We start from the raw sequence: 13,099 nt of genomic DNA, 5'->3' as shown, positions 1-13,099 counted from the left end.
AAAATCACTCTATGGGATAAATAGGAAAATCAGTGCCTGGCCGTCAGTCATTGCACAATTGTGCCGTAAGACAGATCGTCTTGGCCGGAAAACCTGCAAATTCGTCATCATTTCAGACCGGCCCACGTGATAGCCTTCCACTTCTTCGGCGTTGACACTTTTGCTCAAGCCTTTCCATTTCCATTGGTGGAACTCATATGTCCAGGCTTTCTCATCAAGATTTGCGCCGCAATTTTCGCCAACTGTTCGCCTCCAACACTTGCTATCACACCGCGTCGGTCTTCGACCCGATGTCGGCACGCATCGCTGCTGACCTCGGTTTCGAGGTGGGGATCCTTGGTGGGTCGGTCGCGTCTTTGCAGGTCCTGGGCGCCCCGGACTTTGCGTTGATCACCCTCAGCGAATTCGCCGAACAGGCCACCCGTATCGGCCGCGTCGCCCAATTGCCGGTGATTGCCGACGCCGACCACGGTTACGGCAACGCGCTCAATGTCATGCGCACCATCGTTGAGCTGGAACGTGCCGGCGTGGCCGCGCTGACCATCGAAGACACCTTGCTGCCAGCACAATTTGGTCGAAAATCCACGGACCTGATCACGGTCGCCGAAGGAGTCGGCAAGATTCGCGCGGCACTGGAAGCCCGGTGCGACTCGGAAATGGCAATCATCGCCCGCACCCATGCAGGCATCCTGCCGGTCCAGGAAATCATCAGCCGCACCAAGCAATACCAAGCCGCCGGCGCGGACGGCATCTGCATGGTGGGGGTAAAGGATTTCGACCACCTGGAGCAGATCGCCGAACACCTGAGCGTGCCCCTGATGCTGGTGACCTACGGCAATCCGTTGTTGCGTGACGACAAGCGCCTCGCCGAACTGGGCGTGCGAGTCGTCATCGACGGCCACGGCGCCTACTTCGCCGCCATCAAGGCGACGTACGACAGCCTGCGCGAACAGCGCCAGATATTTACCCAGGCGGCAGATCTCAGCGCTACCGAACTGACGCATACCTACACCCAGCCAGAGGAATACATCCGTTGGGCGGAGGAGTTCATGCATGTTAAAGAGTAAGGGCTGAAGGGTTGGCTCTGGCCGGCTCTTGCTATTGCTCTTGATCCACCCGCCTATATCGGGAGGCCTCGTTCCGGTGTTCATCCGGGGAGTGGCGCGCAGCGCCGTTCGACGCAGTCGAACACGCTGCATGTAGGTGCAGCGAAGCCAACCGGAGGGCGTTTGACAAAAGGGACTCGCCGTAAGGGCGAAACCATAAGCCGTCGTTACCGCAGCAATGGATATGTACACAGTCAACAAAACACAGGTCCGCTCTCAGGCCGCCTTCGCTGCGATGCGGCGGCCCGACAGGCCAGCTCCCACAATAGATCAAGTATAGCCACGAGAGATTGCTCGGTTCTCAGGTCGTCATCGCTGGCAAGCCAGCTCCTACAGGGGGCGGCGCAGAAGGTCAGGCCGAGTCAAGCAACTCGTGGTGAGGCCGGTCATTACTGCTACAGATAACACGATTACGCCCCGTGCTCTTGGCCTCATAGAGCGCCTGGTCAGCGTCGTTGAGCCACAGGGTCGCGTCAGCGTGGCGTACGTCGAAGGCTGCCAGGCCGATGCTCAAGCTGACTTTCAGTGACGGGTTTTGCTCGTAGCCCAGGGTCGCGAAGCGGTCGCGCAAGGCGTCCATGGCCGCAGCTGCACTGCCCAGGGGCAGGTCGGGAAGAATCACGCAGAACTCGTCGCCGCCATAACGCCCGGCCACATCGCTCACCCGCAGGTTCTGCTTGAGCATCTTGCTCAGTTGCCGCAGCACGATGTCACCGGCAACGTGGCCGTAGGTGTCATTGATGCTTTTGAAGTGGTCGATGTCGATCAGGGCAATGGCCCCGCCCTGCTGCTGGCGTTGGCAGCGCTGGAATTCAATCTCCAACTGATCCTTCCAGGCGCCGTGATTGAGCAGGCCGGTCAGGCTGTCGGTGCGGCTCAGGGCCAGCAGTTCACGCTTTTTCCTGCCGAGGGTATAGGCCTGGCGATAGCAGATCCAGCCCAGTGCGATGGGATAAAAACACATCAAGGGCAAGCAGGCGTAAAGCTGCAGCTGACTGGTTTCTGGAATGAAGGCCGGGGTGAAGATCAACCAGCCGACGCACACGCCGAGTAGCTGCGCCACACTGCCCACCAGGAGAAAACGCAAACCGCCGATGGCGACGTTGTTCATGGCCATCATTGACAAGGTGGTGGCACTGGGCAGCGGATTAAATTGCATGGCGGCGACCCAGAAGCCGCCCATAAAGGCATCGATCAACAAGTTGCGGTGTTCGGCGTGATAAGCGGCCTTGGCACGTCGCGCCCACAGATAGGCCAGGTGAGGCCAAAGCAAGCCGTTGAACAGCATCACCCCCCATACCCAGGGAGCCGGGTCCAGGGGATACATCGCCACACTCACGCAGATCAAACCTAACACCAGGCCAAGGATGCGCGACGTGTAGAGCCTCTTGGCCAGTGAAAGTCCTTTTCCTCCCGTCTTTCCCATTGGGACCTCTGCACCACAGAACGAACCTGTTCACACCGCGATTGCAGGGTGTGCCCGAAGTCTAACAGGGCAACGGCAAATAGCCATCACCGGCTGGCGGGACGAACTCCCGTCGCCTGCAAATCGTTGAATCTGCAGAAACGGCTATACATGAAGTGAAGGACTGAATCACAACGTTGAACAGGAGGCCCATGCACACCTTCGAAGTGCTGATCATCGGCAGCGGTTTTGGCGGCCAGTGCGCGGCGATCAATTTGCTCAAGGCCGGCATCGACGATTTTCGCCTGCTGGAACGACGGAATTTCTTCGGCGGCACCTGGTGCCAGAATACCTACCCGGGCGCCGCAGTCGACGTGCCCTCGCCACTCTATTCGCTGTCGTTCGCGCCCTACCGTTGGACGCAGATGTTCGCCGAACAGGCTGAACTGCACTGCTACACCCGCTACGTGGTGGAGCACTTCGGCCTGCGGGACAAGGTGGAACTGCAGGCCAATGTCGAGCGTGTCGAATGGGACGAAGAACATAAACGCTGGGCGGTTCACACCACCAAGGGCGCTTTTTATGCACAGTTCCTGATCAATGCCACCGGTCCCTTGAGCCAACCGGTGATCCCACACTTCGAAGGTCAGGAACGCTTTAGCGGCAAATCTTTTCATACCAACAATTGGGATCATTCCTACGACTACCGGCAAAAGCGTGTGGCCATCGTCGGCAGTGGCGCCAGCGCAGCCCAAGTGATTCCGGCGATAGCCCCGGATGTCGAGCACCTGCATGTGTTCCAGCGCACGCCGCATTGGGTACTGCCAAGGGCCGACCGCACCTTTGGCCGCTTCCAGCGCTGGTTGCTCGGCCTCAAACCGGCCTACAAGCTGCTGCGCTGGATGATCTACTGGCAATTCGAAACCCGGGTGATTGCCTTCAAATACTCGAAGCCGGCAATCGGCATGGTGCAGCATCAGGCACTGCGCTTTCTCAAACGCCAAGTGCCGGACGCCGAACTGCGGCGTAAACTGACGCCCGACTATACGATCGGCTGCAAGCGGGTAATTCTGTCGAGCACGCTCTACCCCGCGCTGTGTCGCACCAACGTGACATTGCACAGCCGCGAACAGGGCATCAAGGCCATCGATGAAACCGGCATCCTCATGCAGGACGGCCAGCACATCGACCTTGACCTGATCGTCTGGTCCACCGGTTACGACGCTACCGACGGGGTGATTTCCTACCCCGTCACGGGAAAAAACGGCATCTGCCTCAAGGACGTCTGGTCGCAATATCCGCGCGCCTATCTCGGCACCAGCCTGCCGGCCTTCCCCAACCTGTTTATCGTCACCGGGCCGAACACTGGAATCGGCCACACATCGGCACTGTTCATCATCGAATCGCAAATGAACTACATCCTCGATTGCATCCGCACGATAAAAGCACGCGGTTTGCGCAGCATCGAAGTACGCCCCGAGGCAGAACGTACCTACACTGAAATGATCCATAGAGAGATGAAACGCACAGTGTGGAAGTCAGGAGGCTGCCACAGTTGGTATCAAAGCAAGAGCGGTCATGTGATTGCCATGTTTCCCGGGTTCAGTTTCAGCTTTCATCGCTTGACCCGAACCCTGAAACCGGCGGACCACATCGTGTCCTGATCAGATAGAAGGAAGACGCTGATGCTTTTACTGGTTGTCGCTATCGCGGTATTTGCCGCCTGGAGCTGGTTGAGCTACCCGGCCATCGGGTACTGGCTGTACGACTTGAGCGTGGCCGTCGAGGCCAAGTTGTACAAATTGCACAAGATCGTCGTGCCCATCGCCGAAATGACCGTCTCGACCTGGCAAGGCGGGCCGTATGAGGCGTCCAGCAACGTGTTGATGCTCCACGGCTTCAGTGCCGACAAGAACCTCTGGCTGCGTTTTGCCCGGCACTTTGTCGGCAACTACCGGGTGATCATCCCCGACATCGCCGGCCATGGCGAAACCGGGTTCAAGGAGGGTGGCGGCTATGACATTCCCTTGCAAGCCAAACGCATGATCCAGCTGCTCGATGTCTGCGGGGTCGATAAGGTCCATGTCATCGGCAACTCGATGGGCGGCTACATCGCGGCCTGGCTGGCGGCCAACTATCCGGAGCGCATTGCCTCGCTCGCCCTGTTCGACCCTGCCGGGGTGACCGCGCCAGAACCCAGTGACCTGGAGCGGCATTTGGCCAGGGGCCACAACCCGTTCCTGATCCACTCACGGGAAGAATTCAAATACTTCTATGGCATGACCATGGCCGAACCACCTTGGGTGCCGCGCGTGGTGCTGGATGCCGTCGCCCATCGCTACCAACAGTCGCGTGACGAACTGGAAGAAATCTTCCGCGACTTTCGCGCCAGCCCGCCAATGGAACCCAGGCTGCCAGCGATCAAGGCGCCGGCACTGTTGCTCTGGGGGCGCAAGGATCGCTTGATCGATGTCAGCAGCGTGGCGATCTGGAGCAAGGGCCTGGCGGACCTGCGGGTGGAAATATGGGAAGGCATCGGGCACATGCCGATGCTCGAAGCACCCGCCGGTTCGGCACGCCTGTATCGGGAGTTTTTGGCATCGCTGCGCTCGGAAAGCCCTCAGGATCAACGACTGCACTGAACTGGCAGTCCTTTGCAGAATGAAGTCCGTCAGAAACTTCGTTTGCCGGCGTCGACGAAGGCTGCGATCTTTTCGCCCATCCTTCTCGTCAACGCGCCAGGAATTTTGTTCATGAGCCAGCCAAGCTTCATCAGCCCCGACCTGATCCGCCAACGCTTCTCCAAAGCGATGTCCGACATGTACCGCGAAGAAGTGCCGCTGTACGGCGCGCTGATGGAACTGGTGGAACAGACCAACCGTCACGTGCTGGACAACGACCCGCAAGTGGCCCAGCAGTTGAACAGCACCGGTGAAATCGAGCGCCTGGACCTGGAGCGCCACGGCGCGATCCGCGTTGGCACCGCGGCTGAACTGGCCACCCTGGCCCGCCTGTTCGCGGTCATGGGCATGCAGCCGGTGGGTTATTACGATTTGACCCCGGCCGGGGTGCCAGTGCATTCCACGGCGTTTCGCGCGGTGCATGAAGCGTCCTTGCAGGTCAGCCCGTTCCGGGTGTTCACCTCGCTGCTGCGCCTGGAATTGATCGAAGACCTGGAGCTGCGGGCCTTTGCCCAGTCGGTGCTGGATCAGCGTTCAATCTTCACCGCCGCCGCGCTTACGCTGATCGAACGCGCCGAATCCCAAGGCGGCCTTAGCGAAAAAGAGGCCGATGAGTTCGTCGACCAGGCCCTGGAAACTTTCCGCTGGCACCACAGCGCCACCGTTACCGCCGAGCAGTATCAGAAACTCAGCGCCCAGCATCGCCTGATTGCCGACGTGGTGGCGTTCAAGGGACCGCACATCAATCACCTGACGCCACGCACCCTGGACATCGACATCGTGCAGGCGCAGATGCCAGTGCACGGCATCACCCCCAAAGCGGTGATCGAAGGCCCGCCCCGCCGCCAGTGCCCAATCCTGCTGCGCCAGACCAGTTTCAAGGCGCTTGACGAGCCCGTTGCCTTCACCGATCAATCCGACACTCGCGGCAGCCACAGCGCCCGGTTCGGTGAAATCGAACAACGCGGTACCGCACTGACGCCCAAGGGCCGGGCGCTGTACGACCGTTTGCTCAATGCCGCCCGGGACGAGCTCAAGGACTTCCCCAACGAAGCCAATGCCGCCCGCTACAACGATTTGATGGCGCAACACTTCAGCGAGTTTCCCGACACCTATGAGGGCATGCGCCAACAGGAACTGGCGTTCTTTCGCTACTTTGTGACGGAAAAAGGCCTGGCTGCGGCTGAACTGAAAACCTTGACGCTCGAAGGTCTGGTCAGCGGCGGGTATCTGCGCGTTGAACCGCTGGTCTACGAGGATTTCCTGCCGGTAAGCGCGGCCGGAATCTTTCAGTCAAACCTGGGCGATGCGGCGCAAACCCACTACGGCGTGCACTCCAACCAGCAGGCGTTCGAAAAAGCCCTGGGGCGTTCGACGATTGATGAACTGCAGTTGTATGCACAAACGCAACAGCGCTCGATCGAGCAGTGCCTGGCCGCCCTGAGTCACTAAACTAACCTGACGACCCTTGTAGGAGCCGGCTTGCCGGCGAAGGCGTCCTTAAGCATGGCGTGGCCTATCGGGCGCCTTCGCCGGCAAGCCGGACTCCTACAGGATGTTCATTTCAATTTTGATAGCAAAGCCTCGGCCGCGGCCTGTGAAGACGCTGGATTTTGCCCCGTCAGCAGCAGGCCATCGGTCAGCACGTAGCTCGCCCAATCAGGCCCCTTCGAAAAAATCCCGCCCTTGGCCTTCAGCTCGTCCTCCACCAGGAACGGCACGACCTTGGTCAGTTGCACCGCTTCTTCTTCGCTATTGGTAAACCCTGTCACCTTCTTGCCCTTGACCAGAGGTTGGCCGTCGGCGTCCTTGGCATGGCGCAATACACCGGGCGCATGACAGACAGCCGCGACCGGCTTGCCGGCGTTGTAGAACGCTTCGATGAGGGCGATCGAATCACGGTCTTCCGCCAGGTCCCAGAGCGGGCCATGGCCGCCTGGATAGAAAATTGCGTCGTAGTCACCGGCCTTCACCGTGCCCAGCATGACGGTCGAGGCCAATGCGGATTGAGCCGCCGGGTCCTGGCGAAACCGTCGGGTGGCATCGGTTTGCGCATCCGGCTCGTCGCTTTTGGGGTCCAGCGGGGGCTGGCCGCCCTTGGGCGAGGCCAGGGTCAGTTGCACGCCGGCGTCCTTGAAAACGTAATAGGGCGCAGCGAATTCTTCCAGCCAGAAGCCGGTTTTCTTGCCGGTGTTACCCAACTGATCGTGGGACGTTAGAACCATCAGGATTTTCATGTCGTCGTCACTCCATCTCGGAACTGCAAGCTCAACATATAACAGTTAGTTACAAGTTTAAGCCCGCGCCCCTCATTCGATTGAAAGTGCAGTCGTACTTTGAAAAAGTGTTCGCCCAGCGCTATGGCCTCGGCAATCCGTGCGCTGGTAAAGAACCCAGACACTGGGCGAACGGGGTGTATTTTAATAGATGTTTATGGATATGTCCGTGCTTTAAACATGAAATTTGCCGATACATATTCGATTGGATGTCGATTTAAATTCCATTAAAACCAACAATTTAAACCCACCAGTTCGGCCAAAATTGGTTGTTCCCATACAAAAAGTTGCATAGGAACATTCAGTGAAAAATCGCTCAACTTCCGGACTTGCTGGTCACCTGCAGAATGTCGGTGTAAGTCACGTAAACGCTTTGTCCGACTTTCAGGTCCTTCAACTTGGCTTGAACTTCCGGTTTTTCGACAGTGATGGTTTTGGTCTGCCCCGCCGGGTTTTTAAAGGACACCTGGTTTTTCTTCAGGTCGATGTCGGTGATTTGCAGCTGGACTTGAACCTGACGATAAGCTTCGCCGCCAGGCACGCTACCAGGTGCATTGCGGGCTTCGCCGGCACGCTCCGAGCTGCCCGGCAAACCCTTGTCGACATCGGTGTCGAGGTAGGCCGCGACGGAGCGGGTGACCTTGATATCGACCTGATCGCCGGGTTTCAGCTGGCCGAGGTTTTTTGCCTTTTCGGTCAGTTGCACGTGGACCTGACGACCTTCCGGCCCTTCAAGCACCACTTGATGTTTGGCGGCATCGACCGACACGACTTTGGTGCTGACTTGATCAGCCTCCACGACGGCAGACAACGGGATATCTGCGGCAACGGCGCTGAGGCTGGCAGCGGACAACAAGGTAGCAAGGGTGACAGCTTTGGTCAGTGCATGAAGTTTCATAGGCAGAACATTCCCTGTGATGAATGACGACAAACGGCGCCGAAACAAGATCAAACGCCGTGTGTGGGATGAGCATAGACGCTGATCCGGGAGTGTTCGCAGTTTCTTGTACGGTCGATTTGCCGCTGGCGGTCATGCGTCAGGATCATCCAGCTCCCGGGTTACGTTGATCGCCGGTGAGTCCTTGTGGGATTGCTCCGCCCGGGCCTTGAGCGCCTGCCATTGTTCGAGATCTATGGCGCCCTGCCCCAGCAAATCGTCAGCCAGGCGCTGCAAGTCCATGTAATAGGAGTCAGGAGACTGCTGCCAATAAGCCTCGTCTTCAAACAGGCGCTGCCACGCGTCAAGGTCGGGCGGTGTGAGGTCTTCGCGCATGTCGGACTCCTGCGGGGGTGTTCGTACGGTAGAGAGGTGGACGCCGGGCGGAGTTCCGGTTGATTGCACGCAATGCGATTTCCCATGGGAGCTGGCGCAGGCTGCGATCTTTAGACGCTAATAACCGGTCATTTCCAGATACCCCTGCCCACCATGGCTGCCGCTCAACCGCACCGGCCCCTCCCAATAGGGAATGCGCAGATCCATCCAGGCTTTGGGATTCAGGGCGCTGATGACGATATCAAGGTGTTTGCCGGGGATCCGGATCGACCAGCGCACCGGCATCGTGCGCCCGGCCACCTTGGCGGTGTCCTGTGGAGTGAGAAGGATGTCGTCGGCGCTAAGCATTTGCGCCTGGCCCTGGGCGTCGATCCAGGTTCCGGTCAGGTAAGGTTCGCCGCTTTTTTGCCGCATGCGATAGAGCATCACCTGGTCGCCGCTGTCCAGGTGCAGGGAAAACCAGTCCCAGCCACTCTGGTTGGCGGTCAGGGGCCGGCTGCTCCATTCCCGGTCGAGCCACGCGGGGCCACGGACCTGGAAACGCTCGCCGTCGATCTCAAGCAGGCCGCTGGCCTGGAAAAACGGCTGGCTGTAGTAATAGGAAGCCTGGCCCTGTTCGGATTTCTGACTGAATCCCTTGTCCCCTTGCAGCACCAGCGGTCCATTCGAGGTCAGTCGCAGTTGATAGCTGAACGCCTTGTCACGGGCACTGAGTTGCAGATCGGCCAACGGGTCGGCCCCCGTTGCCTGACTGCTGAAACGCCAGTCGTCGATCCACGCATTGAAGGGCGCAAGGCTCACGCCGGCCTGCCCTACGCCGCCGCGGGCATAACGCTCGGCGGCGTGATGCACCGAGGCCGAGGTCACCGCCGCGTGGCCCAGCCAGATCGTCTGGCTCGCCCAGCCAGTCGTCTCGGGTGTCGCTTTCAATGCACTGCGAAACAGCGTCCACTGCACGCCGAATTCGCGCCCCTGCTCATCCTTGAGGTTGGCGGTGACGTACCACCATTCGATGCGAAAGCCGTCATGGGGGCCGTGATCCGCCGGGAAGCTGAACACTCTACCGGGTACCACCGGCGTAAAGGCGGTCGCTTGATTGCCGAGGCCGGCAAAACCCTTCTCGACCGGCGCCGGCTGATCGCAACCGGCGAGCAACGCGCCGACCAGCCACGCCCAACGCTTAATCCTCATGGGCAAAGGTCCTCAACAGGTCCGCCGGTTGTGTGCGATACAACGAATACAGCGGCCACGCCGACGCCAGCAAGGTCGCCAACAACGCCAGCCCCATCAGCTGCAGCAATTGCAAGGGAAATACCCGCAGCGGCAGACGCCAGCCAAACGCCTGGACGTTGATCACGGAGTCCAGGCACCAGGCCAACGCAATGCCCAGCGGCAACGCCAGTACCAACGTCAGCACCGCCAGCAGCCAGGTTTGCCCGAGGTTGAGCAGCATCAGTTGGCGGCGCGTCACGCCCAGCGCCCACAACGGCGCCAACTGCCCGAGACGGCTCTGGCTTTGCGTCAACAGGCTGATGAACAACGCCACGCCCGCCACGCAAAGGGTCAGGCTATTGAGCGCGGCGGTGGCGGCGAAGGTGCGCTCGAACACCTGCGTCGACCAGTCCTTGAGCCGGGCCTGGTCGACGATGCGACTGTCCTCCAGGGCAAAACGCGCTTGCAGCGCGGTCACGAACGGCGTGATCAATGCCGGCTCGATGCGCAGGTTGAAGCGGTTCGGCGCCAGTTGTGGCCAGCCGCGCAGCAAGTGGTTGACGTTGACCAGCAGGTGCCCCTTGGGATTGCCGTAGTCGGCGTAGATCCCGACGATACGTGGTGACCAGGAACCGTTGGGCGTGGCAATCGTCACCTGATCGCCGAGCCTGACCTTCAAGCGCCGCGCCAGTTGCTCGCTGAGCATTATCGCGTCGTCCGCCGCCAGGCTGTCCCAAGGCTTGTCGCCCACGGCCTCAAGCAACGGCCAATGCTGGCGATAGGTCGGATGATCGATCACGCCAAACACATCCGCCGGCCAGCCCTGCAATTGAATCGACACCTGCCAGTTGGGCAACACCGCCGTCAGTTGCGGTTGTTGCTGGAGCCAGCCGTACATCTCCCGGGCCTGGGCCGGGTTTTGTGGATTGAGGTAAAGCTCGGCGGTCAGCCGCTGTTCCAGCCAGTCGCTGAAGGTGTGGCGGAAACCGGCGGTCATGCTGCCGGCACCGATGTTGGCTGCCAGGGCCAGTAACAACGCCATCAGCGCCAGGCTCAAGGCCGGCAGTTGCTGGCGACAATCGGCGACAAACCACTGACCGAGTACCGTCGAACTGTGGTGCGTCAGCCCATTGAGCACGGCATTGAGTACCACCGGCAACGCTAACGCTGCGCCCAGCAATAGCGTGGCCATCAGCAAGAATCCGCTGGCCAGGCTGTCACCGCGCAACAACGCCAGCAACGCGACGCCCAAGGCCATCGCCGCGACCCAGCCCTGGCGGCGCAGCCAGCGCGCATGGGCCTGATGCCAGGCCTGGGGGTCGGCCAGGGCCAGCAACGGTAAACGCGCTGCACGCCACAAACTGTTGGCTCCCGCGAGCGCGGCGCCGAGCAGGCCCAGGCCGATACCGCTGAGCCACCACAGCGGGCTCAGGCTCAACTGCCCCGCCACTTCGGCACCGTACAACCCGCGCAGGCTGGCGGCGACATCCGGCAGCAACACGCTGGCCAGCAGGTAACCGCTGACGACACCCGCCACGCCGCCGATCAAGGCCAGAGCACCCAGCTCGACGGCCAGGCAGGCGATCAGCATCCGCGCGCTGACGCCGTACGCGCGCAGGGTCCGCAGCAAACCTCGACGCTGTTCCAACGCCAGCCCGATCGCGGCATGCACGATGAACAGGCCGACCACGAACGATAGAAACCCCAAGGCGTCCAGGTTCAGGTGAAAGCTCTCGGTCAGGCGCGCCAGATTATTTTCTTCGTCGCTGGTCTTAAGCTGAAGTTGGCCCTTGAACGAATCGGGCAGTGTCGCGGTGAAATCCTTGGGCAGCAGCAAGCGCGATAACTGATCTGGCAAACCGAGTATCTGCTGGGCAAAACCGATATCCACCAGCAGCACACCCGGCGCCATGTCAGCCTCGGCGCGCAGGGGCGGCAATGCCTGGCCGTTCAACGCCTGCGGCCGCTCGCCCGGCGCCAATCCCAACGCCTGCAGGGTCTGCGGCGCGATCCAGGTACTGCCTGGCGGGGTGAAAAACTCCACGACCTGTTCGATGGCCAGTGCCTGCCCCGCCACCTCGGAGCCGGCCGGCAGCGACACGGGCTCGATGCCCATCAGTTGCAGGCGCTGATCCTCGTGGCCCTTGAGCGTCAGCCGTCCTTGCAACACCGGCGACACCGGCCAACCGGCACGGCGCAGGTCAACAAACAGCTGCTGGGAAAAGGTCCCGCCACCGGGTGCACTCAGGCTGGCCTGAGGTTCGCCGCCGATCAGCTGACTGGCCCTGGCATAGCTGTCCCGCGCCTGACTGTTCAGTGCTTGCACACCGGTGAGCAGGCTGGTGGCCAGCCACAACCCGGTCAGCACACTGAAAAACTGCACCGGGTGCTGCCGCCAATGGCTGAGCAGTGCGCGCAGGGTTTCACGAAAAATGCGCATCTCAGCGTTCGTCCACAGGCGCCAGACGACCGCCATGCAGCACCACCTTTTCAGCCATGCGGGCTGCCACGCTGGGGCTGTGCGTGACCATCAGCAGGGTCGTCGGGCTGTCATCGAGCAGCTCCAGCAATAACTTCAGCACTTCGTCGCTGGTGGCTTCATCGAGACTGCCGGTAGGTTCGTCGGCCAACAGCAGTTTCGGTTGCGACGCCAGTGCGCGGCCCAATGCGACCCGTTGTTGCTGGCCGCCGGAGAGCTGTTCAGGATAACGCCGCAGCAAATCATTCAAGCCCAACCGCTGCACCAGATGCGCCTGCCAGCGTGGATCATGGCGCCCGGCCAGGCGTGCTTGAAACGCCAGGTTATCCTCCACCCGCAAACTGCCGATCAGGTTGAACTGCTGGAACACCAGGCCAATCTCAGTGCGCCGCCAGCTCGCCAGTTGCCCCTCGCTCATCTGCTCCAGGCGATGTTCACCGCTGCGGATGCTGCCGCGATCGACCTTGTCCAGCCCGGCGATCAAATGCAACAAGGTGCTTTTGCCGCTGCCCGACTCACCCATCAACGCCAGGCTGCTGCCGGGCTTGAGGGTCAGGTTGACACCTTGCAGCACCGGCAACGGGCCTTGTGGGGTGGCGTAGCTTTTGAAGACATCCTGGACTTCAAGCATGGCAGAACCCGTTCAATGAGCGTGGGCCAAGGATAG

General features: G+C 60.5%; 11 protein-coding genes. 4 read left to right on the top strand and 7 right to left on the bottom strand.

The annotated features are described in order from the left end of the window. Nucleotides 1-197 precede the first annotated feature (197 nt). The gene (locus AC1Q8Q_RS24520; protein ID WP_020800000.1) at nucleotides 198-1,067 is read left to right on the top strand and encodes an isocitrate lyase/PEP mutase family protein; all 870 of its coding nucleotides are present in this window, start codon (nucleotides 198-200) and stop codon (nucleotides 1,065-1,067) included. A 391-nt stretch (nucleotides 1,068-1,458) separates the two neighbouring features. On the opposite strand, the gene AC1Q8Q_RS24515 is transcribed toward AC1Q8Q_RS24520, so the two are convergent. After that, the gene (locus AC1Q8Q_RS24515) at nucleotides 1,459-2,532 is read right to left on the bottom strand and encodes a diguanylate cyclase (RefSeq protein ID WP_492615603.1); all 1,074 of its coding nucleotides are present in this window, start codon (nucleotides 2,530-2,532) and stop codon (nucleotides 1,459-1,461) included. A 191-nt stretch (nucleotides 2,533-2,723) separates the two neighbouring features. Between AC1Q8Q_RS24515 and AC1Q8Q_RS24510 the strand changes: the two genes are divergently transcribed. From AC1Q8Q_RS24510 to hglS, 3 genes are all read left to right on the top strand, one after another. Continuing rightward, nucleotides 2,724-4,175, top strand: coding sequence for a flavin-containing monooxygenase (locus AC1Q8Q_RS24510; protein WP_492615602.1), 1,452 nt, complete (start codon nucleotides 2,724-2,726; stop codon nucleotides 4,173-4,175). 21 nt (nucleotides 4,176-4,196) lie between these two features. Next, nucleotides 4,197-5,153, top strand: a complete 957-nt coding sequence (locus AC1Q8Q_RS24505) for an alpha/beta fold hydrolase (RefSeq protein WP_492615601.1) — start codon at nucleotides 4,197-4,199, stop codon at nucleotides 5,151-5,153. A 111-nt stretch (nucleotides 5,154-5,264) separates the two neighbouring features. Beyond that, a complete protein-coding gene (gene hglS / locus AC1Q8Q_RS24500) occupies nucleotides 5,265-6,644 on the top strand; it encodes a 2-oxoadipate dioxygenase/decarboxylase HglS (RefSeq protein WP_492615600.1) in 1,380 nt (459 codons plus the stop codon). Between the two features lie 107 nt (nucleotides 6,645-6,751). Here hglS and AC1Q8Q_RS24495 read toward each other — a convergent pair whose 3' ends face one another. The 6 genes from AC1Q8Q_RS24495 to AC1Q8Q_RS24470 all read right to left on the bottom strand — a co-directional run bounded on the left by AC1Q8Q_RS24495 (nucleotide 6,752) and on the right by AC1Q8Q_RS24470 (nucleotide 13,063). After that, on the bottom strand, nucleotides 6,752-7,429 hold the full coding sequence (locus tag AC1Q8Q_RS24495) for a type 1 glutamine amidotransferase domain-containing protein (protein ID WP_492615599.1): 678 nt from the start codon (nucleotides 7,427-7,429) through the stop codon (nucleotides 6,752-6,754). A 355-nt stretch (nucleotides 7,430-7,784) separates the two neighbouring features. Continuing rightward, entirely contained in the window at nucleotides 7,785-8,366 is a 582-nt protein-coding gene (locus AC1Q8Q_RS24490; RefSeq protein WP_033044852.1) for a hypothetical protein, read from the bottom strand. A 132-nt stretch (nucleotides 8,367-8,498) separates the two neighbouring features. Continuing rightward, a complete protein-coding gene (locus tag AC1Q8Q_RS24485) occupies nucleotides 8,499-8,741 on the bottom strand; it encodes a hypothetical protein (RefSeq protein WP_020796260.1) in 243 nt (80 codons plus the stop codon). A gap of 117 nt (nucleotides 8,742-8,858) precedes the next feature. After that, the gene (locus tag AC1Q8Q_RS24480) at nucleotides 8,859-9,932 is read right to left on the bottom strand and encodes a lipocalin-like domain-containing protein (RefSeq protein WP_492615598.1); all 1,074 of its coding nucleotides are present in this window, start codon (nucleotides 9,930-9,932) and stop codon (nucleotides 8,859-8,861) included. After that, the gene (locus AC1Q8Q_RS24475) at nucleotides 9,922-12,393 is read right to left on the bottom strand and encodes an ABC transporter permease (RefSeq protein WP_492615612.1); all 2,472 of its coding nucleotides are present in this window, start codon (nucleotides 12,391-12,393) and stop codon (nucleotides 9,922-9,924) included. The genes AC1Q8Q_RS24480 and AC1Q8Q_RS24475 overlap by 11 nt, the downstream gene beginning before the upstream one ends. A 1-nt stretch (nucleotide 12,394) precedes the next feature. Further along, a complete protein-coding gene (locus AC1Q8Q_RS24470) occupies nucleotides 12,395-13,063 on the bottom strand; it encodes an ABC transporter ATP-binding protein (RefSeq protein ID WP_020796257.1) in 669 nt (222 codons plus the stop codon). Nucleotides 13,064-13,099 lie beyond the last annotated feature (36 nt).

Source organism: Pseudomonas sp. GW823-FHT06B06 (genome assembly GCF_058795195.1).
The sequence above is the reverse complement of the archived record's forward strand: the minus strand, read 5'-3'. Positions and strand labels throughout refer to the sequence as shown.

Excerpts from the sequence above, each read along its gene's own strand:
- AC1Q8Q_RS24480 (WP_492615598.1), bottom strand. The coding sequence starts at position 9,932 with ATGAGGATTAAGCGTTGGGCGTGGCTGGTCGGCGCGTTGCTCGCCGGT.
- AC1Q8Q_RS24515 (WP_492615603.1), bottom strand. The coding sequence starts at position 2,532 with ATGGGAAAGACGGGAGGAAAAGGACTTTCACTGGCCAAGAGGCTCTAC.
- AC1Q8Q_RS24475 (WP_492615612.1), bottom strand. The coding sequence starts at position 12,393 with ATGCGCATTTTTCGTGAAACCCTGCGCGCACTGCTCAGCCATTGGCGG.
- AC1Q8Q_RS24505 (WP_492615601.1), top strand. The coding sequence starts at position 4,197 with ATGCTTTTACTGGTTGTCGCTATCGCGGTATTTGCCGCCTGGAGCTGG.
- AC1Q8Q_RS24510 (WP_492615602.1), top strand. The coding sequence starts at position 2,724 with ATGCACACCTTCGAAGTGCTGATCATCGGCAGCGGTTTTGGCGGCCAG.
- AC1Q8Q_RS24495 (WP_492615599.1), bottom strand. The coding sequence starts at position 7,429 with ATGAAAATCCTGATGGTTCTAACGTCCCACGATCAGTTGGGTAACACC.
- AC1Q8Q_RS24490 (WP_033044852.1), bottom strand. The coding sequence starts at position 8,366 with ATGAAACTTCATGCACTGACCAAAGCTGTCACCCTTGCTACCTTGTTG.
- AC1Q8Q_RS24470 (WP_020796257.1), bottom strand. The coding sequence starts at position 13,063 with ATGCTTGAAGTCCAGGATGTCTTCAAAAGCTACGCCACCCCACAAGGC.
- hglS (WP_492615600.1), top strand. The coding sequence starts at position 5,265 with ATGAGCCAGCCAAGCTTCATCAGCCCCGACCTGATCCGCCAACGCTTC.
- AC1Q8Q_RS24520 (WP_020800000.1), top strand. The coding sequence starts at position 198 with ATGTCCAGGCTTTCTCATCAAGATTTGCGCCGCAATTTTCGCCAACTG.
- AC1Q8Q_RS24485 (WP_020796260.1), bottom strand. The coding sequence starts at position 8,741 with ATGCGCGAAGACCTCACACCGCCCGACCTTGACGCGTGGCAGCGCCTG.